This is a genomic window from Ornithinibacillus sp. FSL M8-0202, from assembly GCF_037975285.1.
GTDB classification, from domain to species: Bacteria; Bacillota; Bacilli; order Bacillales; family Amphibacillaceae; genus Ornithinibacillus; species Ornithinibacillus massiliensis.
The window spans coordinates 3,658,299-3,682,386 of sequence record NZ_CP150248.1 but is presented as its reverse complement, the minus strand read 5'-3'; the positions used below and the strand labels follow the sequence as shown (position 1 = coordinate 3,682,386).

Sequence of the window (24,088 nt, the reverse complement as noted above, 5' to 3'; positions counted from 1 at the left end):
TCTCTCCCTAATTAAATCTCTTTCAAAAAGCTCTTACCGTGCTCTGGTAATGTAACATTAAAATTATCAGCAATCGTTGCACCAATATCGGCAAAGGTTTTTCTAATTGGTAATTCCCTACCAACATCAATCCCTTTATGATGAACAAGCAATGGCACATACTCACGTGTATGATCTGTTCCATGATGTACAGGGTCATTACCATGATCTGCAGTAATAATTAATAAGTCATCATCCTTCAGTTTGCTCAATACTTCAGGAAGTCTAGCATCATATGCCTCTAGTGCTTCTCCATAGCCTTGTGGGTCTCTACGATGACCAAATTTCGCATCAAAATCAACCAGGTTTAAAAAGCTAATACCATGAAAATCCATGCTCATGGATTCTACTAATTTGGTCATACCGTCATCATTATCTACAGTTCGAATTGCTTTCGTTACGCCTTCACCATCGTAAATATCAGATATTTTCCCAATGGCAATCACATCGTAGTTTTCATCCTTTAATGTATTCATAACGGTCTTACCGAAAGGCTTCAATGCATAATCATGCCGGTTAGAAGTACGTTCAAATGCTCCAGGATTCCCAACAAATGGACGTGCAATAACTCTACCTACCATATACTTTTCATCTAATGTGAGTTCCCGAGCAATTTCACAAATGCGGTACTGCTCATCGATTGGAATAATATCCTCATGGGCAGCAATTTGTAATACAGAATCAGCAGATGTATAAACAATTAATGCACCCGTATCCATATGCTCTTTTCCAAGCTCATCTAATATTTCGGTCCCTGATGCAGGCTTATTACCAATAATTTTTCTTCCGGTTCTGCTTTCTAATTCATTTATTAACTCCGCTGGAAAACCATTCGGGAATGTTTGAAATGGTTGTTCAATATGTAATCCCATAATCTCCCAATGTCCGGTCATTGTATCCTTACCATTGGATGCTTCTTCCATTTTAGTGAAATGGGCTTTAGGCTTTACAGCTTTTTCAATTCCTTTAATTTCCCTTATATTACTTAGTCCTAATTCCGCCATATTCGGCATATGTAATCCATTCATATGCTCTGCAATATGTCCAAGTGTATCTGCACCTTTATCATTAAATTTTTCCGCATCTGGTGCTTCACCAATACCAACGGAATCCATTACTACTAAAAAAATACGATTAAATTTACTCATATTCTATAACCTCCCAATCTTATGTTGTCTTATTTTTGAATTTATATGTTTTTCTATTGGTTGTATGATGTCAGACAACTTCCGTAAAAAGGCAGTCCTATGCTCGAGGGTGAAACGATTTATACATGTCTTTTAATCTTGTTTTCGTTACATGGGTATAAATTTGTGTTGTCGAGATATCAGAGTGCCCAAGCATCTCCTGTACCGCACGCAAATCAGCACCATTTTCTAATAGATGCGTAGCAAAGGAATGTCTTAACGTATGTGGTGTTATATCCTTCGTGATATTTGCGTCTTTTGCTAGCTTTTTAAGTATTTTCCAAAATCCCTGTCGCGTCATTGGTCTACCATGCTGGTTTAAAAATAAAACACTCTCATCTCTATTCTTTTTTAATAGATTAGAGCGAGCATATTTTAGATAATTTTCTATCGATTGCTGTGCCATATCACCTAATGGTACAATTCTCTCCTTTGCTCCTTTACCGAAGCATCGGACAAAGCCCATCGTTAAATGTAAATCGTCTGTTTTTAGTGATACTAGTTCACTTACACGTAAGCCGGTAGCATAAATGAATTCAAGCATAGCCTTATTTCGAATATCTAAAGGAGTATTCCCTTTAATATCAAGGAGCTTGTCTACTTCTTCTATGGAAAGAACATCCGGAAGTTTTCTTTCTTTCTTAGGTGTTTCAATATGTAATGTTGCGTCATGATTAACAATTTCCTCACGCAATAAAAAATGGTGAAACTGACGAATGGCAGAAATAGTTCGCGCAATCGTTGCAGATGATTTCCCTTCATCCCTTAGTTTATAAAGAAATCCAACAATATCCGTTCTTGTAATCTCATTCCATGTACTATGTTTCCCTATACTCATATCTTTCATATATCTACTTAAATCTCGTTTATAGGATTTTAACGTATTATCAGATAATCCTCGTTCAATTTGCAGATAATGAAAAAAATCATTATAGGCATGATTTAGCATTCTCTACTCCCCTAATCGAAAAAAGATATTTAAACGATCAATAAAGCTTTGTTCATTTTGGAATACTTTAACAGATGGACCTTCTGGAGTATCATATCGATGAAACTGTTCATATTCGGAATGCATGACTTGCAAACCAAAATAAAATAAGCATGTACAAGCAACGAAGATAATAAATACCTTAACCGTATCCCATACCATCCTCTTCATATGGCATTCTCCTTTAATAAATACTAATAATAAAAGATATGCCAAAAAAGATATACTTTATACATACTAACTAGAAAACTAGTCCCATAAATTCATATGATGAACCTATTTATATAGTAACACGAAAAAATGACGATTAAAATTAAATAATGCCTTCTCCTATTGAAAAGGCATTCCTATCATGAAGTAGACTTAGAAGCAGACTTGACAGTAGCTTTTTGACATACTTTACACAGGCCATGAAAGGTCAATCGATGATCCTGTACTTGAAAACCCCACTCTTTTTCTACTATTTTCTCAACATCACCTAATAAATCTTCCATTATTTCCTCTACCGAACCACACTCAATACATACTAAGTGATGATGAAAATGCTCGGCTCCTTCTTTTCGTAGATCGTATCTGGAGACGCCATCGCCAAAATTAATTTTATCAATGATTTTCAATTCCGATAATAATTCCAATGTACGATATACGGTAGCCAAGCCGATTTCAGGTGCTTTTTCTTTAACTAATAAATATATATCCTCAGCACTCAAATGGTCCGCTTCCCGTTCAAGTAGTACTCTTACGGTGGCTTCGCGTTGTGGAGTCAGCTTATAGCTCTGTGCATGAAGTTGTTTCTTTATACGATCAATACGATGTTCCATGGCGATCTCCTCCCTCATATCCACCTTTAATTATATGCACACGTATAAAGGGTGTCAAAGTTTATTTGTTTCTAACTATTCTGTGGCATATAGAGATTTAATATAGGATACCATGGCTTCATTTGCAACATAGGCTTCAATCAGTGCTGGAATAACAGATAATATCAGTAATATAGCAAATACAGAAGCATATTTTATGAATGGATGTAAAACTGGTTGTGAGAAGGACACCTTTCTAGCGAATAATTTATTCAATAATCCCAATGTGAATATCATAGAAAGACTTCCAGCAATGATATAAATGGGTATAACCAAAATATTTTGAGGTGCAATAGAAAATGTAGCTAGTAAAAAGCCCTTTAACCCAAGCTGATTAACAATAAATCCTACTGAAAATCCAACTACCAATCCTTTTAAAAATATTAGAATCCATACAATTGGCAAGCCAATTACTGATAAGCCTAGTATAAATAGAAGAAATAAATATCTCGCATGATATACATAACTTTCCTTGAATATATCATTATTAGCAATTGTATTCTCATTCGTTAAGTAACCAAAAAAACGTTCTACATAAAAGAAAAGATCTGTTCTCTGCTCAAACCCCATACTATTAACAACAATTGCCCCAAATATTATACCGGTTAAAAATAATATAATCATAAAGATATAAATGGTCGCATGTGTTTTTAGATGATCCATTGCTAGTGTTCGTTTTATCATAGGAATCCTCCATTCACTTTCTTGTCTATATTAAAAGTTATGAGGGATTCCTGTTAAACATTCCTATCAAATCTATCTTTACAATAATATCTTTTATCATTCAACTAAACTGTAGCATCAGCTCTCGGCAACACTACCATATTTTCCTCCACCACCAGCAATGATAGCTAGTTTTCCTTCTCTCATTTGAATAATAGACTGTGCAATATGTTCTGGAACTACTTCTAGTAAGGTTTCATAAGGAACATGATGGATAATATTCATTTCCGTTTGAAAATGTTCTAATAATTTTTTATATGTTTTCGGCCCTAGCTTCGGTAGATATTCTAGTGGTACTTGATACATATATGGTGGACGTAGCTCTACTTCACCAGTATGATCTCTTAACTCGCCTATTCGATCTGCTACCCCTTTCACAATCTTTCTTGAACCACACTCTGGGCACACAGTCGAATCCGAATCCAAGTAATGGAGACATTGATCACAAACAGTCTTATGGTATTTACCGAGCTTTGGATTCATTCCGAAATTACGGATAATCTTTCGTCCTTTAACCTGGTGTAAGGCATAATTAAATTCTTTAAAAGACGGTTCACTCATTTGAATTTCCTGATATTCCCTACCAATTTTCGCTAATGAATGCGCATCAGAATTGGTCAAATAGGTATAGGAATGGAGTTCTTTGATTTGATCTGCCATATACGTATCCGAACTAAGACCTAATTCAATTCCATCTATTAAGTCTGGGTCAAAGACTTCGTTTAGCGATTGTTTAACCCCTTTACCATATAAGCTTTTATAAGGTGTGAATACATGTGCTGGTATAAAAATTCCTGACAATTCTTTTACTTTGTATTGCAAATCCTTAGCTGAACCATAGTAGCGCTGCGAGCTTAACGTAATATTCTTCATTTTCGTTATGAGCCATTCCGAAAACTTCTCCATTTCTACTAAGCTTGGTAGAAAGCAAAGAACATGAATTGGACCTCGACAATTCTCGTCATATACTTCTATTTCGGAACCAAGGAGTAATGTGACTTCCTCAAAACGGATTCCACCATCATTAAGTTCGTATGCTAGCTCTTGGTCTATCAGCTTTTTTAATTCCAACTGTACATTAGGTGATTGGCAATCAATTACACCAATTAACTGAATCCCTTTGTTCCGACTAGCCTCTTTTAATATATTCGTTATGGTTAAATTCTTGGAAGCCGTAATTTTAACTGGCTTATTAAAAATATCTCTTCCAATATGAATGTGCATATCGGCAAAATAGGATGGTAACATGTTATAACAACTCCTGAGTATCTAGGTAAAGTATGGCATAATTCGTTTTTGCATCATGGATTCGTTGTTCTTCTACTAACTTTTTCGCTTCCTCCAGTGTAACCTCTAGAACTTCTACAAACTCATCTTCATCTAAAGCTTTAGGTACTGTTAATTTCTCTAAATCTTTAGCTAGATAAATATGCATTAGTTCATTAGCAAATCCTGGCGAAGTATAGAAGGAGGTTACTTTTGTTAGATGACTTGTAGTGTAGCCTGTTTCCTCTTCTAATTCTCGCATTGCAGTTATTTCTGGCACTTCACCAGGCTCAAGTTTCCCAGCAGGGATTTCAATTATCGATTTTTCTAATGGCTTACGATATTGTTCAACAAGAACAATTTTATTATCCTTTGTAATCGGTATAACTGATACAGCACCTGGATGCTTAATTAATTCTCTCTTAGCTTGTTGGCCATTTGGTAATCGTACATCATCAACTTGTAATTTCACAACTTTTCCATCATAGATTGTTTTCGAATTTATCGTCTTTTCTTCAAATTTCTTCATTACGTTCATCCTTTAATCATAATGATTCCATTTTAGCATAAGGATTCTTGCAAGTTAATAATCAAAGCTTTAGAACTTGGCATTTGCCTTTCATTTGAAATATGATAAAGACAGGAGGGAGTACTATGAAGAAAAATAAATTAGGAAAATCAGACATTGAAATATCAGCATTGACACTTGGATGTATGTCACTTGGTACCGATAGAACGAAAGCAAAAGCTATTATTGACTATGCCTTAGACAACGGGATCAACCACCTTGATACCTCTGACTTATATGACTTTGGATTGAATGAAGAGATAGTTGGGGAAGCAATTAAACATAAGCGCGACAAATTAATTGTTACAACAAAGGTAGGCAACCGTTACACTCCTGGTCAGGATGGTTGGTACTGGGACCCATCGAAAGCCTACATACTGAGAGAGGTCAAAGAAAGCTTACGTCGCCTTAAAACAGACTATATTGATTTCTATATGCTTCACGGTGGGACATTAGATGATCCAATTGATGAAACAATCGAAGCGTTTGAACAATTGAAGCAAGAGGGACTGATTCGCGCATATGGAATCTCCTCCATTCGACCAAATGTGATTAGAGAATATGTCCAAAAATCTTCCATCGATGGTGTCATGACACAATACAGTCTTTTAGACAGAAGACCAGAAGAAGAAACGTTAGATTTGCTATACGAGCATAACATTAGCGTGTTAGCAAGAGGCCCACTTGCTAAAGGGATGTTAAGTAATCAAGCGAAAACAGTGATCACCAATAAAGGAGAAAAGGGATATTTAGATTATACACAAGACGAGTTACAAAACATCTATCAAGAACTAAGCGCTATCTCAGAAAATCTAAATGATCTTGCATTACGTTATGTGTTAAAACATCCTGCAGTATCAACTGCCGTATTTGGTGCTAGCTCCATACAACAAGTAGAGGAAAATTTAACAATCCAGTCAGCTAACCCTCTTGATGAGGATGTTTATCAAAAGCTTAAAACGATTACGAGAAGCAATACGTATGACAACCATAGATGATTGTTTAATATAGGAAACCAAAGCTTCTTAGTAAAAAAACGAACTTACTTTGTATAATCCTTTTACGAGGATTTCTAAAAGTAGTTCGTTTTTGTACTTTATGACCACTTTAACCAAAACTACCAGTAATAGACCAATTATCAACTTGTGAGTCGGATTAGATTGATATGGCTGGTCCCTTCTCCATTAAAACCTTTGGCTCTAGGAGTCTATTTCACTACACTTTATGACTTTCATTCGTCAGTTTTCATTACGTTCGGTTTACTTATTTATAATGCCATAATAGACTAAATCAACATATCGATTTTTTTTTCTTACATGCTCCTTTAACATGCCCTCTTTTTCCATACCTATCTTTTCCATCACTCTACCTGAAGCTGGATTCGTACTGAAGAAGCGGGCAAATACTTTATGAAGTTGCTTCTCTTTAAAGGCGAATTCTATCATGGCTTCTGCTGCCTCTGTAGCATAGCCATTTCCCCAATATTCTTCCCCTATCCAATAAGCTAGCTCACCATGATGAAAGCTAGGACTATTCGATAAGGCGATTGCACCGAATAATTCTCCTGACTTCCGGTCTGTTATAGCAAATTCATAAGCTTTATCAGCTAGAAAATTTTCTAAATGACGCTCCATCCAAACTAAGGCATGATCCCTTTCATAGGGAAAAGGTAGATACATCGTGTTCTTGTAGATCTCGTAATTATTACATAATTTAGCAACAGTATCCGCATCAGATTCTTGGAACAACCTTAGCAGAAGTCGTTTCGTTGTAATGGTTTTGACTTGATCATTGTAAGTCATACGTTTTCCCTCCTGTGTAACCCGAGCTCAATTTAAAACTAACGTTATACGTATTCCTATGAGTGATACGTAATCGATGTATATTTATTCGATTAGCGATATGTATATATTACCATAATTTAGCAGTACACTTATAGAAACTATCAGAAAAAATAGACTAGCATTTTATTTTAGTTGTGTAGATAAGAAAAAATCGTGCAAGCAATCCAAGAAAGGATTACGGCACGATTGGAATACATACTTATTTAATTTACAACACTTGTTGTAGAAATAAACGGATTCAAAATACCTTCTGGACTAGATAATCGAAAAGTTCCATTTACATAATCTAGTTTCATCTCTTCAGCAAAAAAGACTGCCTGCATGCTGTTTATAATGGTAGGAAAGGTATCGTTTTCTACGTCCTGATGTGTTTCTTCTTTCTGCGACAAGAACCGAAACGTAGGCATACCATTCACGCCACAGCCCAAGCCTTCTGTATCATAACGTAATAAGATATATGTCATGTTATTTATATTTAGTTCATTAAGCTTATGTTGGGCATTCTCTGTAATCGTAAGTTTCATTTATTTCTCCTCTATTGTCCTATTTTTTATTAAACTGTTTTTTTAGTACTTTTTCCATAATACCAGGAAAAACCTGATAAAATCTACTACCTAGATCCATCCAGAGTGGCATATTAATTTCTCGTTTACTTGTGAATAGATGTTGGGTGATCTTCATCGCAACTTTTTCCGGCTCTAACATATACTTATTTACATTTTCTTGATAACTCCCCTCCGGATCTGCTAAAGAGAAGAAATTCGTTCGAACTGGACCAAGGTTAACTGCTGTAACCGCTATATTGTGTGCGACAATTTCCTGTCTTAATGCATTAGTAAAACCGATTATAGCATGCTTGGTAGACGCATATACAGCTGATTTAGGTGTGGATATTTTTCCAGCTTGTGATGCAATATTCACGATATGACCGGCATTATTAGCCTTAAAATACGGAAGAAATAGCTTAGTCATTCGAATGACAGCAAGCACGTTTACTTGAAACATTAGCTCAATATCTTGCCATTTCGTTTCATCCACATATTGAAACAGACCTACCCCAGCATTATTGATGAGTGCATCTATCGTTTCATGTTCTCTCATCACTTGAACAACTACCTCATCCACTTCCTCTAGATTAGTTAAGTCAACCTTATAATAATACCCTTTCACCTGGTATTCTTCTTTTATTTGTTCTTGAAGTTGTCGTAACTTATCCAACGAACGAGCTAGCATAATAGGTGTTCCACCGCTAGCAGCTATTTTCCTAACAAGCATTTCACCAATTCCACTTGATGCTCCTGTCACGACAATCTTTTTTCCTTGAAGGCTAGTTTGCATGATAAATGATAACCCCGTCTTCCATTGTTGTTGTTACTAATCCCCGATTCTCTAGGTAATCCAATTGACCAATTGTCTCAGACATCGTTAAATCAATTTGTGATTCAAATTGTCTCGGAAATAGTTGCTCACAGAGCTGAAAAGCTGTCTTAGAATATTCTTTTAATAGACTGAGTACTTTATTAGCACGATTCTCTTGTTTAGCATAGACACGGGAGACTACTTCTTCTACGTCGGTAAAAATCTTACCATGCCCAGGCAATACTACGTTAATATCTAGACTTAAGCATTTCTCTAAATTATCTCGATACTGTAATAGTGGCTTAGGACGTTCTGTTTCATCTTCTGATGGTGGTTCCATTATTGGATTAGGGCTAATATGATGTAACAGATGATCACCGCCAATAAAGGTACCATCATCACGTAGAAAGGAAAGATGACTTTGTGCATGCCCTTTTGTCTCAACCACACGAAACTCTGGATAACCCGGTAACAAATCCCCTTCCTCGATTACTGTTGTTAAGATCCCTTTTCCTGCCCAAACTAATTGTTTTCGTAGCTTATCGATATGAGAACGAAAACGGCTTGGCACCCCATTTGCATCAAAATATTCATAATAAAATGCTTCAAAACGACTAAAATAATCATCATCATGGGATAGCCATGGTTCCACATTCTTGTCTCCAACAATATTCGTTACCCGATCAAAGCGGTCTATTAAACCAGTATGGTCAGGATGATGATGTGTTAAAATAATTTGTTCAATATCGTTAGGCTTATAGCCAATTTCTTTCAGCTGTTCAACTAAAGCGTTCCATGCTGCTTCTGTCCGGACACCAGCATCAACTAAAGAGAGTGTGTCACCCTTTAATAAATAAACATGTGTATCCCCAACTGCAAAAGGAGTTGGAACGGTCATTTGTTGGATTGATTTTTTTGCTACTTTCATATTCAAAGCCCCTTCACTCTAGTAAACTCTATGTACTGAATAGTCGTTCATTCCTTTATGTTTATTTTACAGCTAAACAGGAAAGAAGTCACTTATCTAAATTAAGATTGTATATTGGAATCCAATCCCACAATTTGTTTATTGGTTGACTTTACCTTTCATTTAAAACAAAATCAAATTAGAGGTGATGGAATGTGACGACTAAAATAATTGCCCACCGAGGTGCAAGTAAGCTTGCGCCAGAAAACACCATGTATGCATTTGAGCTTGCATACAATTTAGGTGCAGAAGGAATCGAAACAGATGTACAATTAACAAAAGATAATATTCCAGTATTAATTCATGATGAGACCGTAAGACGAACGACTAATAGTAATGGTTATGTAAAAGATTTCACTTTTGAAGAACTATCTACATTAGACGCTGGTTCATGGTTCTCCCCCGATTTTCGAGGAGCTAGAATTATTCGCTTAGAAGACTTCCTTACATGGATTAAACCAAAGAACTTATACGTCAATATTGAATTGAAAAATAACAAAATTGACTATAGTAATTTGGAACAAATAGTCTATAACCAGTTAAAGGAACATCGTTTATTGGAACGGACAACTTTATCAACATTCAATCCGAATAGTGTAAAACGACTAGCTAGCTATCAGGATGAAGTGGAAATAGCATTCCTTACCTCAAAGCGAAATGCAAACTTAGTCGAGTATGCTAAAGCATTAGGTGCCAATGCACTACATATAAAATATCGTTTAGTACATCCATTACTAATTAGCCAAGCTCATGAACAGAATATGCCGGTTCGTGTATATACCGTAAACAAATACTCGCATATGATGCACTGTTTTGAACAAGGGTGTGACGGTATCTTTACCGATGTCCCATACAAAGCACTTATGTTTAGAAAAGTATTCCAATATAAGAAACAATTATAAATGGAGGTTTTATTCATGACTAAATTATTTACACCTATTACATATAAAAATATGACATTAAAAAATAGAATCGTTATGTCTCCGATGTGCATGTACTCCTGTGAAAACGAGGATGGCAAACTAACACCTTTCCATCTCACACATTACATTTCTCGAGCAGTCGGTCAAACTGGATTAATCATGTTAGAGGCTAGTGCTGTAGAACCTGCTGGGAGAATTACAGCGAAGGATCTCGGAATTTGGGATGATGCGCATGTTAGTGGTTTAAGAGAGCTCGTTCACGAATTACATCGTTACGGCTCTAAGGCAGGAATTCAACTAGCACATGCTGGACGTAAAGCAGAGGATGAAGAGATTAGTTACGCACCATCTCCACTTCGCTTCAATGACAGATACCAAGAGCCATCTGAATTGGATCACCAAGGCATTAACAGAATTATAGCAGCTTTTGCAGAAGCAGCAAGAAGAGCAAAAGAAGCCGAATTCGATATGGTGGAAATCCATGCAGCTCACGGATATCTAATCAATGAATTTCTCTCACCATTAGCCAATAAGCGAACAGATGAGTATGGTGGTAGTAAAGAAAATCGTTTCCGTTTCCTTCAAGAGGTGGTAGAGGCAGTATCTAAGGAATTCACTGGTCCAATATTTGTCCGTATTTCTACAGATGAATATCACCAGGAGGGAAATACATTAGAGGATTTCTTGTATTATGCAACGCAATTAAAAGAATTAGGAATTGACTTAATTGATTGTAGCTCAGGTGGTGTTGTACCTGCAAAAATTAATCCATACCCTGGCTATCAAATAAAACGGTGTGAAACAATTAAACATACGGTTGGAATTCCAACTGGAGCAGTTGGTCTCATTACGACAGGTATTCAAGCAGAAGAAATTCTCCAAAATAATCGAGCAGACCTTATTTTCATTGGTAGATCCCTACTGAATAACCCATATTGGGCTAAAGAAGCTGCATATGAACTTAACTACGAACTAGAAGCGCCGAAGCAATATGCACGAGGTTGGAAATAAGGAGGCCAAATTCATGGAGTTATTATTTTTAGGTACAGGAGCTGGTGTACCCTCCAAGGAGCGAAATGTGACGGCCATCGCATTAATGTTACTTCAAGAAGCAAATAGTATTTGGTTGTTTGATTGTGGTGAAGCGACCCAACACCAAATTCTACACACTTCCATTAAACCGAGAAAAGTAAATAAAATATTTATTACCCATTTGCACGGGGATCATATATTTGGATTACCAGGCTTCCTGAGTTCCAGGTCCTTTCAAGGTGGAGAAGATGAATTAACTATTTATGGGCCAAAAGGCATTGAAGAATATGTACGAACTAGCTTGGAACTAAGTGGATCTCATCTAACCTATCCACTTTCTTTCGTAGAATTACGTGAAGGTAAAATATTAGAAGAAGAAGGGTTTATCGTATCCTGTAAGAAATTAGACCATGGTATACCAAGCTATGGATTTAGAATAGAAGAAATGAATAAGCCAGGAGAACTTCAAGTAGAAAAGCTTAAATCTGCTGGTATAAACCCCGGTCCAGTTTATAGTCTTATTAAAGAGAACGAAACGACTACACTAGAGGATGGTCGGATGATACACAGAAAAGACTATATCGGACCTGACAAACCCGGAAGACATATTGTCATTCTTGGGGATACAAGATCAACTGAATTAAATCAGGACTTTGTTCAAGCAGCAGATTTATTAGTACATGAAGCAACCTTCGACAAAGAAAGCTATGAGTTAGCACATAACTATTACCACTCTACCACTGCCCAAGCAGCGGATCTCGCTAAAGCTGGTAAGGTAAAAAAATTAGTCCTAACACATGTATCCTCCAGATACCAAAAACTGGATTTGGATCAACTACTTGATGAAGCACGAGCAATATTTCCAAATACGGAAATAGCACATGACTTTTTCAAATTATCTGTTCCATCCCATTAGAAGGAGTGGTATTTGATGAACATCCAACAATTGGTTGAAAACCAACGTAACTTTTTCTTAAATGAACATACACTAGATTATCGCTTTCGAATCGATCAACTACGAAAATTACGTTATATGCTAGAAAAGTACGAAAAGAATATTTACCAAGCTTTAAAGCAGGATTTAAATAAATCAACTTTCGAAACCTTTACAACAGAGCTTGGTTTTTTATATAACGAAATAAAACATCTGGAAAAAAACTTAAAAGAGTGGATGAAAGATGAACCAGTGGACGCCCCTCTGACCCATAAAGGAACGAAAAGCTATATTCGCAAAGAACCATATGGAGTTACTTTAGTTATCTCCCCTTGGAACTATCCGTTACATTTGGCGATTGCACCTGCTATCGGAGCAATTGCTGCAGGAAATACAGTTATTATTAAACCGTCAGAATATAGTCCATCCACTTCATCTTTACTCGCTAAAATGGTCAAAGAAACATTTGATCCTAGCTTTTTAACAGTAGTAGAAGGTGCAAAAGAAACTAGTGAAGCGTTATTAAATCAACGCTTTGATTATATATTCTTTACTGGCAGTACTCCTGTAGGCAAAGTCGTCATGCGTAAAGCTAGTGAATATTTAACTCCGGTAACATTAGAACTTGGTGGGAAAAGCCCTGTTATTGTAGATAGAGATGCCAATATATCGATAACGGCTAAGCGAATTGTATGGGGAAAATTTTTAAATGCCGGACAAACTTGTGTTGCTCCTGATTATATTTATGTTCACAGTAAAATGAAGGATAAGCTTATCAAAGAAATGAAAAAGCAAATAAAGAAGCTATATAATAAAGATGCACTAACGAATAAAGATTATGTTCGAATTGTTAATGAAAAACACTTCCATCGCTTGTCAGCCTACCTTTCAAATGGCATAATAGCCTATGGTGGGAATACAGACAATGAGCAATTAAAGATTGAGCCAACCATATTAGATCAGATCACTTGGGAAGATCCTGTCATGCAGGATGAGATTTTTGGCCCAATACTACCGATTCTTACGTTTGAAACATTAGATGATGCGATCGCCGATTTAAAGCGTCGGGAAAAACCTTTAGCACTTTATTACTTTGGTGAAAAAGAGAGTAATCAAGAAAAAGTGATGACAAGTTTATCATTTGGCGGAGGTTGTATTAACGATACATTATATCATCTAGCAAATCCTAACCTGCCTTTTGGTGGAGTTGGCAGCAGTGGTATTGGTAGCTATCATGGGAAATATAGTTTTGATACGTTTTCTCATCAAAAAAGTATCTTGAAACAAACTACTAAAATGGATATACCACTTCGTTATCCTGGTGGTAAGCTTGCATTTTCATTAATTAAGAAAATATTAAAGTAACCGAGTAATCGTTTTTATATCCTCAGTGAATGTTAAAGAAGAGGCTTTAGACAAAAGAATTTATCTCAAATAAAAAACCGAATGATGAGCAACGACCACGCTCCGGAAATATACTTGCGGTTGCTTCCAGCACAGTGGCGACATCTGCTCGAAAGAACCTCGCAGTGTCTTCTTTACCGCTGGGCGCTGGTGAGCCTCCTCGTGCTAAGCACTTCGGGTTCTCAACCTTGCCCTATCCTGCTGCAGGAGTCTACGTATATTTCCGTAGCTAGTATCGTGTATCATTCGGTTTTACATTTAATTCTATTAGTTATCTGCCAACCCCTTCTTCTATATCAAGTATGGACTAGCATCTTACATATTTACGCTTAAAACCTAGTGAACCTCTGTCTAAATCCTTCTGAATCTTTTCGGAAGCATGTAAGATAGTACTTTTCTTGTTGTCCTTTTTCATTTCGACTGGCCCAATTCTCTTTGCCACTTCAACTGCCTTCTCGTGAAGGGGCACATACGAAATTGCAACGGTATAGATAAAATTATTCATGGAAGACTTCGTACGTTCTGGTGCTTCATGAATTGTCTTCATCACTTGATCCAACATACTGGAAAGCTTGTCCGAATTAAATTCATCATCTGGGCGACTACCTAATAACCAACAATAACAGCTCCAGCCTGCTGACATCTTAAGCTCCTCACCACTAGCAATCCATTTATCAGCTACTTCTTGAGCAATATCCGTTTCAGATAACGTTACAGCTACAACATAATCGGAAATCATATAAAAATATGCACTTTCCATCCAACGATTAAAGTCTTCCTCCGTCATCACGTGTGGGTCTGCGATAATACCAGCAAAATACATAGCATCATAGTTTCCGGTTACATATAATTCCTCTGCCAATTTTTGATTCTTCTTAATTTTTCTAGCAATTGGTTTCATTGCACCAGTCGCTACACCAAATAATGGTTCATGTGCGCCATTACTTAGGTATCTTTTTTTCGTTCGCTCCGTACCAAGTGATTCTAATTCTTCCATTACTGTTTTTAAATCCGTGGCTTAACTTCCTTCCTGTAACATTCTTCTTCAATTAAATCGACCCCACTATCCGGTATTTACGCAAATACTACTTCTATTTACGCCAAAAAGTAGTACAGTCGGCTTTATCCAATATATTAAATGTAATCATTTTCTCAAGTAAAACATAGTCAAACGGATTATCCCACTTGAAGCGTACCAGTTCCTTCGTATGCTCTAAGCCTGCCTCCTCTATTTCATTTGCAAAGTGAATCATCCCTGCTCTTTCCGGTGCAACTGCTAGATGGTGTTTAGCCGCACTAAAACCAATAATATAGGTGCCATGATCAGTAAACATAGGTTGATTCCACTTCACTACTGGCATTAAATTGGGAAATGTCTTGATCACCCAATTCAAAACTTCCTCCATTCTTGCTCGATGTTCTAAATTATCGATGCGGCTTAAACATTCATTAAAAATTTCCATCTTATTTTTCCTCCATCTACTCTTATTTAACAAGCTATTCATATACATGCCGTATAACGTTTACTTTCTAAAATCATCCAGAAAGTCTTTTTGAAAGCTAGTTTTAGGTTGTTGATTCACTTCCTCCTTCACCTCAACGAAGGGGTTTTTACCAAACTTTTGTGTTAATTTATCAATAGCATCGTACAGCTTTTCTTTTTCAGCATCCTTCTTATACGTAAACAAATCCAATTGTTGAGCAATATTTTGTTTTTCTTCTATATCCTGAACGGTTACGCCAAGTAAGCGAATTGGTTCTAAATTCCAATGAAGGTCAAAAAGTTCAAAAGCTACCTTTAAAATATCCTCCTTCTTTTCAATATAATTCGGAAGCTTTTTACTTCTAGTAATAGTACTTCGATCATGATAACGAATGGTTAACTGGACAGATCGACCTGCTGCATGCTTCCGTTTCATTCTACTCTCTACATTTTGGGCCAGTGCCGTTAGTAAGCTTCGGATTTCGTTAGCATCGGTTGTATCCAACGGCAATGTCTCGGAGCTACCAATACTTTTAAATTCATTTACTGCATCCGGATCGACTGGCCTCAAGTCAATACCATTCGCACGATTCTTTAACCGTTCACCATTAATACCCAATAACTGTTTCAATTGATAAACATCCGCTTCAGCCAAGTCACCAATGGTATGAATATCCATTGTGTTTAATTTTTCCGCTGTCTTTTTCCCTACTCCATACATTTCACCGACTGGTAATGGCCACAGCTTCATAGGAATATCTCGTTTTCTTAGGATTGTAATTCCCATTGGCTTCTTCATATCCGATGCCATTTTTGCTAAGAATTTATTCGGAGCAATACCAATACTACACGGCAGATCGAGCTCTCTTTTTATTTTGTGCTGTAATTCCTCAGCTAATTGTAGCGTATTAGAAGGTGATGTGGCGTCCGTTACATCCATATACCCTTCATCAATTGATACGGGTTCTACAAAAGGCGTTATAGAATTTAGTATTTTAAATATTTCACTTGAGGCGTAGCGATACCGTTCAAAATTAGGGCGGAGGATAATTAATTCCGGGCATAATTTTCTTGCTTGCCAAATTGGCATCGTTGTCTTAACCCCTTTAGCCCTAGCTTCATAATTGCTTGTAATAATAATCCCTTTTCGCTCCTCTGGATTTCCAGCTACCGCTAATGGTTTTCCTTTATATGCTGGATGATAGGCCGTCTCCACCGAAGCATAAAAGCTATTCATGTCCAAATGAAAAATAATCCGTACCTTATTCGCTTTCATATCTCTTTACACCTTTCCGAACGGTTGTTTCTACTTTTATTATATCACAAAAACAAAAAAGCCCTTTATACTAGTAGAAAGGGTTAATTGGATTTAAAGAAAAAACATTAAAGATGCCAATAAAGGTATCTTTAATGTTCATGGAAAAATATAAAATGAATTAATTAGCAACTTCTTCAATGATTGCAGCTACTAATTCCGTTACTTTTACTAATTCCTCAACTGGTATACGCTCATTTGTCGTATGAATTTCTTCATATCCTACTGCTAAATTGACAGTCGGGATACCAAATCCTGCAATAACGTTCGCATCACTTCCACCACCGCTCTTCAGTAGCTGACTTTCTCTACCAATCGATGCGGCTGCCTTTCTAGCAACTTCAACAACTTCATCTCCAGCCTGTTGTTTGAATCCGGGATACATTACCTTAATATCCACAATTGCTTCTCCGCCCATTTCTTTAGCGGTTGTTTCATAAGCTTCCTTCATGGCCTTCACTTGAGCTTCCATTTTTTCCGGCACTAGGGAACGAGCTTCTGCTAGGATTTCCACATGATCCACTACGATGTTTGTTTGCTTTCCGCCTTCAAATCGACCAATGTTTGCTGTCGTTTCTTCATCAATTCTTCCTAATGGCATTTTAGCAATAGCTTTAGCAGCAATGGTAATAGCAGAAACTCCTTTTTCCGGTGCAACACCAGCATGGGCTGTTTTGCCTTTAATAATGGTATTGATTTTTGCTTGTGTTGGCGCAGCAACGATAATATCCCCAACTTTTCCATTACTATCTAACGCATATCCAAACTTTGCATGAATCATGGATGGATCTAGTGCTTTGGCACCAACCAACCCAGACTCCTCTCCCACTGTAATCACAAATTGTACATCACCATGTTGGATATTGTTCTCTTTTAGTACACGAATTGCTTCAAGCATAGCACTAAGCCCTGCTTTATCGTCTGAACCAAGAATCGTTGTACCGTCTGATACAATATATCCATCTTGAATAGATGGTTTAATACCTTTACCCGGTACTACGGTATCCATATGGGAAGTGAAATAAATCGGGTCAACACCATCCTTATTCCCTTTTAATGTACAAATAAGGTTATTCGCACCATGACCTGTTTTTTCTTTTGCCTCGTCTTCTAGTACTTCCAAACCTAGTTCACTAAACTTCTTTTTCAAAACCTCTGCAATGTCAGCTTCAAAGCCTGTCTCTGAATCTACTTGAACTAGCTCCATAAATTCACTAACTAATCTGTCCTTATTGACCATGTTGTTAACCTCCTAAAATTAAAGAGGGATATTCCCATGTTTTTTGCTTGGGCGATCCTCTTTTTTATATTGTAACATTTCTAACCCTTGAATAAGCTTTATCCGAGTTTCCCTAGGGTCGATAACATCATCGACCATGCCTAGCTTTGCCGCAATATATGGATTTGCGAACTTTTCTCGATATGTATTAATCTTTTCTTGACGTGTTTTTTCAGGGTCTGTACTTGCCGCAATCTCTTTAGCAAAGATAATATTTGCTGCACCTTCTGGTCCCATAACTGCAATTTCTGCATTTGGCCATGCATAAACTAAATCTGCACCAATTGATTTACTATTCAATGCTACATAGGCACCACCGTAAGCTTTTCTTACAATAACAGTTAGCTTAGGTACTATAGCTTCAGAATATGCATATAAGATTTTAGCTCCATGTCGTATGATACCACCATGTTCCTGTTTTATGCCAGGAAAGAAACCTGTCACATCTTCAAATGTAATAATTGGGATATTAAAACAATCACAAAAGCGAATAAATCGTGCTGCTTTATCACTTGAATCAATATCGAGTCCACCTGCCAAATGTTTCGGTTGATTACAAACTAATCCAACTGTTTGACCTTGTACTCTCGCAAAACCTACTACAATATTCTTAGCAAATTCTGCATGAATTTCATAAAAGCTATCCTCATCCACTACTTGTTCAATAACTCGTTTTATATCATAGGGTCGTGTAGAATCAAATGGAACTATATCAACTAATCCTGGTCGATAATTTTGTAGGGCATCTTCTGTTACGGTCTTTACTGGTGGCTTATCGTTATTATTGTTCGGTAAATACGATAGCAATTTCTTCACATGATTTAATGCATCTGTCTCATTTTCTGCTTGGAAATGGGCATTGCCACTTTTACTATTATGAATATGTGCTCCACCTAAATCTTCAGAGGAAATTTTTTCTCCTGTTACTGTTTCAATAACTTTCGGCCCCGTAATAAACATTTGTGAGGTCTTCTCGACCATTATCACAAAATCCGTTATAGCTGGTGAATATACCGCACCACCTGCACTTGGTCCCATAATAACGGAAATCTGCGGTATATAGCCGGAATAAATGGCATTGCGGTAAAATACTTGACCATACCCATCTAGTGAGGATACCCCCTCTTGAATTCTAGCACCACCAGAGTCATTTAATCCAATAAATGGAACACCATTCTTTGCCGCAAGATCCATAACGGCAGCGATTTTCTTTCCATGCATTTCACCTAAAGCCCCACCATAGAGAGTAAAATCTTGTGCAAATAAATAGACTGGACGGCCATCGATTTTTCCATACCCAGTGATAACACCGTCCCCCATTCCACTGGACCCATTCATTTCAAAATCGGTTCCACGAGATTCAATAAACGTATTTAATTCAACGAAACTCCCGTCATCTAATAAGTAATCAATTCGTTCCCTAGCAGTCCATTTCCCTTTAGCATGCTGCTTTTCAATCCGTTCATCCCCACCACCTAATTCTGCCATTCTCCGTTTATCATAGAGCTCATTAATCCGATCAAACATATCCATCATGCTTCTTCTCCCCCTGCTTCTTCACATAGTTCAAACAGTACGCCATGTGCTGATTTAGGATGTAAGAAAGCGATTTGTGATTGATGACTGCCTTGTTTCGGTTCTGCATTAATTAATTGAACACCATTCTTAGACAAGCTGTTAATCCTTGCCTGAATATCATCCACATCTAAGGCTATATGATGGATGCCTTCTCCTTTTTTTTCAATAAATTTATGAATAGCAGAGGATTCCTCTAAAGGTTCTAGTAATTCAAAACGACTCTCCCCAATTTTAAGGAAGGCTACTTTTACTCCCTCAGACGCTACCTCTTCCATTCCCTCTAGTTCTAACCCTAATGTCTTCGTATAAAATGGTAGCACCTGATCGATTGATCTAACGGCAATACCAATATGGGATATTCTGTTAGAAATACTACCTTCCTGTACTCCTACGAGTTGATTAATATAATCTGCTAACGCTTCAATCGTAGAACCACTTGTAAAGATTTCCTTTACCCCTTTTTCTTTAAGGAATGGGATATCCTCTGAAGGTATGACACCGCCACCAATTACTGGAATATCTGCAGCATCTAACGCTTTTAATTCCTCAATTACTTTTGGAAAAAGGGTACGATGCGCACCTGATAAGGAAGATAATCCTACTACATCAACATCTTCCTGAATTGCTGCTTTGGCTATTTGAACTGGTGATTGTCTTAAGCCAGTATAGATTACTTCCATCCCATGATCTCTTAACCCTTGAGCGATTATTAATGCACCTCGATCATGTCCATCAAGACCAGGTTTTGCTATTAATACTCTTATCTTTGCCATACTATGTTCTCCTCCCCTTTTGTATTAGATGCTACCGTATTCTCCAAACTCTTGACGGAGTACATTACATATTTCCCCAACAGACGCATAAGCTTTTACGGCATTTAATATATATGGCATTAAATTCTCATCGGCTTGACTTGCTGCCCATTTCAGTTGTTTTAATGTACTTTCTACCATTTCACTATCACGTTTTTCCTTTATCGACTGGAGTTTAGCCTTCTGCTCACGTTCTAATTCTTCATCTACCTTTAATAATTCTGGATTAACCTCTTCCTCGATTGTAAATTTGTTTAACCCAACAATTATTTCCTCATCCTTTTCAATTTTTCTTTGTGTTTCATAAGCTGTCCGATGAATTTCTCGTTGCATATAGCCTTCCTCTACAGCAGATACTGCCCCGCCAAGCTCGTTAATTCGCTTCAAGTAATTTTCTACCTCTGCTTCCATTTTATCTGTCAACGCTTCCAAGTAATATGAGCCACCTAACGGATCAATCGTGTCTGCAACACCACTTTCATGGGCAATGATTTGTTGTGTTCGTAAAGCTATCCGTGCCGACTCCTCTGTTGGCAGAGCAAGAGCCTCATCACGAGAGTTTGTATGTAAACTTTGTGTACCACCAAGAACTGCTGCCAATGCTTGTAGTGTTACACGAACTATATTATTATCCGGCTGCTGGGCAGTTAAAGTAGAACCACCTGTTTGGGTATGAAAACGGAGCTTCCAACTCTTCGGATTTTTTGCTTGATAATGCTCTTTCATAATTTTAGCCCACACTCTTCTAGCTGCACGGAATTTCGCAATCTCTTCAAAGAAATTATTATGGGCGTTAAAAAAGAATGCTAATCTAGGAGCGAATGAATCTACATCCATCCCTGACTCGATAGCTGCATCCACATAAGCCATTCCATTAGCAATCGTAAAGGCCGCCTCTTGAACTGCTGTAGATCCCGCTTCTCGAATGTGATAGCCCGAGATACTAATCGTATTAAATTTCGGAACAAACTTTTGGCAGTATTCAAAGATATTGGTTATTAATCTCATGGACGGCTTTGGAGGAAATATATACGTTCCACGAGCAATATATTCTTTTAAAATATCATTTTGAATTGTCCCTGTTAATTTTTCCATGGGAACACCTTGTTTTTCTCCAACAGCAATATACATACAGAGCAAAATGGATGCAGGAGCATTAATCGTCATCGACGTACTAACTTGATCTAAAGGTATTTTCTCAAGTAGGTCTTCCATATCATAAAGGGTATCTATTGCCACTCCAACCTTACCTACTTCCCCTTCAGCCATCGGATCGTCTGAATCATAACCAATTTGTGTTGGAAGATCGAAAGCTACAGATAATCCAGTCTGCCCTTGTTCCAATAAATATCGGAAGCGCTTATTTGTTTCTTTTGCCGATCCGAAACCAGCATATTGACGCATCGTCCAATATTTACTTCGATACATAGTCGGTTGTATTCCACGTGTATACGGGTATTCGCCTGGAAAACCTAGCTTATCCATATATGTACTATCTACTTCTGATGGATAGTACAGCCTTTCTACTTCAATATCTGAACTAGTTAAAAAAGTTTCCTCCCGTTCAGGAAAGCGCTTTAATATTTCTCCAACCGAATCTTTCCACTTCTTTTGAACCTCTTTTTCATCGATATTCATACTTGTTCCCCCATTCTGTTAAACTCGAATCTTCCCATCTGTTAAAATAAGGAAAATATTAAGATAATTTATACTAAAAAAATAGGATTGAATTTATTACTTGTCCTATTACTATTTTAACGTTAAAATAAGTAGAGCATATGGATTGAAGGAGGGCTAACAAATGTCTGCAAACCAAACTACCAAACCTGTACCAAAACGAAAATCCAAACGCGAACGTCGTATGAAGCTAGCAGTATATATTATGATTATTGCCATGGTTGTTTCTACAATAACTTATGGTTTAGCTGTGTTTGTTGGTTTATAAAGGAATGGTAAGACTGGATTACAGATTCAAGTAATCACAGTCTTTTTTATTTTGCTACTTTTGGGTTCCTCCATAAGCTTACATCACTATCTTTATATCGCTTCTTGATGATGAGGTAACCCTCAATTTCATGTAATAATCGAAATAAATTTGCCCGTGTTTCAAATTCCTCTTGCGTTGTTGGTAAATCCTCGTTATGAAACTCATCACGTAATTCCTTCAATTGCTCGAGAAAGACAATGGCCGTATTCTCAGGATGAACAGAATCGGCTAATCCTTCGAAGAAATCGGCAATTTTTAATGATATTTCATCGCGATTCGGTAATTTTGTCACTAAAGGAAGCATCCTTCTAAGTAAATCTAATTGCTTATTACGCATGTAAAAATAGTCATAATAAGTATGCTGGGATCGTAACAAGTGATTTTCCCTATCAATTTCAACTAATCGAGTCGCTTGTTCGAGTAATTCCTCTGATTGTCTTATTTCTTTTCCATCCCATACAGTATTATTATCCCTTAAATATAGAGCGATTTCGGTTAGTACCATCCGAAAGTTATGCTCCAATTTCATTTGAATTTGCTTTAATTTTTGGTCGTATCCAGGCATATATAAGTTTATTAATAGACCTGTTCCTATCCCTACCAAGATGATAATAAATTGTTGAAGCAATAGTGAAACGGGAATACCGTTAGTACTATAAAGATTGAGGATAATGACGGAACTGGTTATAATCCCTGGAGTAACTTTTAACCATACTGTAATCGGAATAAATACCATAAGCATCAATCCTAAAACAACCGGATGATAGCCAATAAACTCAAAAAACAAATACGAAAGTATACTTGCAACAATACAGGCTAATAATCGATGCCACGCACTGATAACGGACTGTTTACGTGAGGGCTTAATTGTCAAAATCGTTAGTATCCCAGCTGAAGTGAAATTGGTCAGTCCTAACGCTTGTGCTATAACGATTGAGATAGGTGTGCCTATTGCTGTTTTAATAGTTCTATACCCGATTTTCACCCGTTTTTCTCCTTTTAACAAGAAATAAGACTGACCTTATGGTATAGGACAGCCTTATTTGGTTCTTTCTTATACTTCTTCACAATGTTTGTCAAACATCTCTTGAAGCTTCGTCATTACTTCCATTGCACTATGGCCTTCAATGTCATGACGCTCAAGCATCGTTACAATTTTTCCATCTTTCAAAAATGCAAAAGAAGGTGATGAAGGCGGATAGCCTTCGAAATATGTACGAGCTTTCTCTGTAGCTTCACGATCTTGTCCAGCAAACACTGTTACTAAATGATCAGGACGTTTATCATAATGAATCGCATTAGCAGCAGCTGGACGAGCTACACCACCAGCACAACCACAGGTTGAGTTAATCATGACAAGTGTTGTACCCTCACGATTCAGTGCAGCATCTACATCTTCAGGTGTTCTTAGCTCCTCATATCCTGCTTCTGTTATATCTTTACGTGCAGCATCAACGATATCATTCATAAATAAATTAAAATCCATACAAGCCACCCCTTTATGTTAAGTTTCTTCTTTCCTAACATATAGGTTATCAAT

26 protein-coding genes are annotated in these 24,088 nt (G+C 37.1%); 6 read left to right on the top strand and 20 right to left on the bottom strand.

Translation table 11 applies throughout. The features are described from left to right. Nucleotides 1-11 precede the first annotated feature (11 nt). The 7 genes from deoB to MKY78_RS18580 all read right to left on the bottom strand — a co-directional run bounded on the left by deoB (nucleotide 12) and on the right by MKY78_RS18580 (nucleotide 5,592). Nucleotides 12-1,187 (bottom strand): phosphopentomutase, encoded by a 1,176-nt coding sequence (gene deoB, locus MKY78_RS18610; RefSeq protein ID WP_339214779.1) that lies wholly within the window; start codon nucleotides 1,185-1,187, stop codon nucleotides 12-14. Nucleotides 1,188-1,284: 97 nt separating this feature from the next. Further along, nucleotides 1,285-2,175, bottom strand: coding sequence for a site-specific tyrosine recombinase XerD (xerD, locus tag MKY78_RS18605; RefSeq protein ID WP_339214778.1), 891 nt, complete (start codon nucleotides 2,173-2,175; stop codon nucleotides 1,285-1,287). Nucleotides 2,176-2,178: 3 nt separating this feature from the next. Next, nucleotides 2,179-2,385, bottom strand: a complete 207-nt coding sequence (locus MKY78_RS18600) for a YqzK family protein (RefSeq protein WP_186869838.1) — start codon at nucleotides 2,383-2,385, stop codon at nucleotides 2,179-2,181. Nucleotides 2,386-2,564: 179 nt separating this feature from the next. Continuing rightward, nucleotides 2,565-3,035: a Fur family transcriptional regulator gene (locus tag MKY78_RS18595; RefSeq protein WP_186869839.1), complete on the bottom strand. Its 471-nt coding sequence runs from the start codon at nucleotides 3,033-3,035 to the stop codon at nucleotides 2,565-2,567. Between the two features lie 75 nt (nucleotides 3,036-3,110). Next, nucleotides 3,111-3,758: a stage II sporulation protein M gene (gene spoIIM, locus MKY78_RS18590; RefSeq protein ID WP_339214776.1), complete on the bottom strand. Its 648-nt coding sequence runs from the start codon at nucleotides 3,756-3,758 to the stop codon at nucleotides 3,111-3,113. Nucleotides 3,759-3,875: 117 nt separating this feature from the next. Continuing rightward, nucleotides 3,876-5,045 carry an endonuclease Q family protein gene (locus MKY78_RS18585; protein WP_339214774.1) on the bottom strand — a complete coding sequence of 390 codons (1,170 nt, stop codon included), beginning with the start codon at nucleotides 5,043-5,045 and terminating at the stop codon, nucleotides 3,876-3,878. A 1-nt stretch (nucleotide 5,046) separates the two neighbouring features. Beyond that, on the bottom strand, nucleotides 5,047-5,592 hold the full coding sequence (locus MKY78_RS18580; RefSeq protein WP_186869842.1) for an NUDIX hydrolase: 546 nt from the start codon (nucleotides 5,590-5,592) through the stop codon (nucleotides 5,047-5,049). A gap of 125 nt (nucleotides 5,593-5,717) precedes the next feature. Here MKY78_RS18580 and MKY78_RS18575 point away from each other — a divergent pair, with 125 nt between their 5' ends. Next, the gene (locus tag MKY78_RS18575; RefSeq protein WP_186869843.1) at nucleotides 5,718-6,629 is read left to right on the top strand and encodes an aldo/keto reductase; all 912 of its coding nucleotides are present in this window, start codon (nucleotides 5,718-5,720) and stop codon (nucleotides 6,627-6,629) included. A 261-nt stretch (nucleotides 6,630-6,890) separates the two neighbouring features. Here the strand turns inward: MKY78_RS18575 and MKY78_RS18570 are convergent, their stop codons facing one another. The 4 genes from MKY78_RS18570 to MKY78_RS18555 form a co-directional block, all read right to left on the bottom strand. Beyond that, complete coding sequence (locus MKY78_RS18570; protein WP_339214771.1) at nucleotides 6,891-7,433, bottom strand: GNAT family N-acetyltransferase; 543 nt, start codon at nucleotides 7,431-7,433, stop codon at nucleotides 6,891-6,893. A 245-nt stretch (nucleotides 7,434-7,678) separates the two neighbouring features. Beyond that, nucleotides 7,679-7,999, bottom strand: a complete 321-nt coding sequence (locus MKY78_RS18565) for an iron-sulfur cluster biosynthesis family protein (protein ID WP_186869845.1) — start codon at nucleotides 7,997-7,999, stop codon at nucleotides 7,679-7,681. A gap of 19 nt (nucleotides 8,000-8,018) precedes the next feature. After that, a complete protein-coding gene (locus tag MKY78_RS18560) occupies nucleotides 8,019-8,813 on the bottom strand; it encodes an SDR family oxidoreductase (RefSeq protein ID WP_339214768.1) in 795 nt (264 codons plus the stop codon). Then, nucleotides 8,803-9,762: an MBL fold metallo-hydrolase gene (locus tag MKY78_RS18555; RefSeq protein WP_339214766.1), complete on the bottom strand. Its 960-nt coding sequence runs from the start codon at nucleotides 9,760-9,762 to the stop codon at nucleotides 8,803-8,805. Before MKY78_RS18555 ends, MKY78_RS18560 begins: the two co-directional genes overlap by 11 nt. A gap of 194 nt (nucleotides 9,763-9,956) precedes the next feature. Between MKY78_RS18555 and MKY78_RS18550 the strand changes: the two genes are divergently transcribed. Genes MKY78_RS18550 through MKY78_RS18535 form a run of 4 tightly spaced genes read left to right on the top strand, consistent with a single transcriptional unit; the run spans nucleotide 9,957 to nucleotide 14,055 of the window. After that, nucleotides 9,957-10,703 (top strand): glycerophosphodiester phosphodiesterase, encoded by a 747-nt coding sequence (locus MKY78_RS18550; protein WP_339214763.1) that lies wholly within the window; start codon nucleotides 9,957-9,959, stop codon nucleotides 10,701-10,703. A 15-nt stretch (nucleotides 10,704-10,718) separates the two neighbouring features. Next, complete coding sequence (gene namA / locus MKY78_RS18545) at nucleotides 10,719-11,735, top strand: NADPH dehydrogenase NamA (protein ID WP_186869849.1); 1,017 nt, start codon at nucleotides 10,719-10,721, stop codon at nucleotides 11,733-11,735. 13 nt (nucleotides 11,736-11,748) lie between these two features. After that, the gene (rnz, locus tag MKY78_RS18540) at nucleotides 11,749-12,672 is read left to right on the top strand and encodes a ribonuclease Z (RefSeq protein ID WP_186869850.1); all 924 of its coding nucleotides are present in this window, start codon (nucleotides 11,749-11,751) and stop codon (nucleotides 12,670-12,672) included. A gap of 15 nt (nucleotides 12,673-12,687) precedes the next feature. Continuing rightward, a complete protein-coding gene (locus MKY78_RS18535) occupies nucleotides 12,688-14,055 on the top strand; it encodes an aldehyde dehydrogenase (protein ID WP_339214760.1) in 1,368 nt (455 codons plus the stop codon). 346 nt (nucleotides 14,056-14,401) lie between these two features. Here MKY78_RS18535 and MKY78_RS18530 read toward each other — a convergent pair whose 3' ends face one another. From MKY78_RS18530 to MKY78_RS18500, 7 genes are all read right to left on the bottom strand, one after another. Then, nucleotides 14,402-15,091, bottom strand: coding sequence for a DNA alkylation repair protein (locus MKY78_RS18530; RefSeq protein ID WP_339214759.1), 690 nt, complete (start codon nucleotides 15,089-15,091; stop codon nucleotides 14,402-14,404). A 94-nt stretch (nucleotides 15,092-15,185) separates the two neighbouring features. Next, nucleotides 15,186-15,557 (bottom strand): iron chaperone, encoded by a 372-nt coding sequence (locus MKY78_RS18525; RefSeq protein ID WP_339214757.1) that lies wholly within the window; start codon nucleotides 15,555-15,557, stop codon nucleotides 15,186-15,188. A 60-nt stretch (nucleotides 15,558-15,617) separates the two neighbouring features. Beyond that, nucleotides 15,618-16,853 carry a DNA polymerase IV gene (locus MKY78_RS18520; RefSeq protein WP_339214755.1) on the bottom strand — a complete coding sequence of 412 codons (1,236 nt, stop codon included), beginning with the start codon at nucleotides 16,851-16,853 and terminating at the stop codon, nucleotides 15,618-15,620. Nucleotides 16,854-17,013: 160 nt separating this feature from the next. Then, the gene (locus MKY78_RS18515) at nucleotides 17,014-18,132 is read right to left on the bottom strand and encodes a M20/M25/M40 family metallo-hydrolase (RefSeq protein ID WP_339214753.1); all 1,119 of its coding nucleotides are present in this window, start codon (nucleotides 18,130-18,132) and stop codon (nucleotides 17,014-17,016) included. Between the two features lie 18 nt (nucleotides 18,133-18,150). Next, nucleotides 18,151-19,704: an acyl-CoA carboxylase subunit beta gene (locus tag MKY78_RS18510; protein WP_339217964.1), complete on the bottom strand. Its 1,554-nt coding sequence runs from the start codon at nucleotides 19,702-19,704 to the stop codon at nucleotides 18,151-18,153. Further along, entirely contained in the window at nucleotides 19,704-20,522 is an 819-nt protein-coding gene (gene mce / locus MKY78_RS18505; RefSeq protein WP_339214751.1) for a methylmalonyl-CoA epimerase, read from the bottom strand. The genes MKY78_RS18510 and mce overlap by 1 nt, the downstream gene beginning before the upstream one ends. A 24-nt stretch (nucleotides 20,523-20,546) precedes the next feature. After that, a complete protein-coding gene (locus tag MKY78_RS18500; protein ID WP_339214749.1) occupies nucleotides 20,547-22,199 on the bottom strand; it encodes a methylmalonyl-CoA mutase family protein in 1,653 nt (550 codons plus the stop codon). Nucleotides 22,200-22,362: 163 nt separating this feature from the next. Here MKY78_RS18500 and prli42 point away from each other — a divergent pair, with 163 nt between their 5' ends. Next, nucleotides 22,363-22,506: a stressosome-associated protein Prli42 gene (gene prli42 / locus MKY78_RS18495; RefSeq protein ID WP_186869858.1), complete on the top strand. Its 144-nt coding sequence runs from the start codon at nucleotides 22,363-22,365 to the stop codon at nucleotides 22,504-22,506. Between the two features lie 46 nt (nucleotides 22,507-22,552). On the opposite strand, the gene MKY78_RS18490 is transcribed toward prli42, so the two are convergent. Both MKY78_RS18490 and MKY78_RS18485 read right to left on the bottom strand, forming a co-directional pair. Then, nucleotides 22,553-23,533 carry an aromatic acid exporter family protein gene (locus tag MKY78_RS18490; protein ID WP_339214748.1) on the bottom strand — a complete coding sequence of 327 codons (981 nt, stop codon included), beginning with the start codon at nucleotides 23,531-23,533 and terminating at the stop codon, nucleotides 22,553-22,555. 69 nt (nucleotides 23,534-23,602) lie between these two features. After that, on the bottom strand, nucleotides 23,603-24,034 hold the full coding sequence (locus tag MKY78_RS18485; protein ID WP_186869860.1) for a BrxA/BrxB family bacilliredoxin: 432 nt from the start codon (nucleotides 24,032-24,034) through the stop codon (nucleotides 23,603-23,605). Nucleotides 24,035-24,088 lie beyond the last annotated feature (54 nt).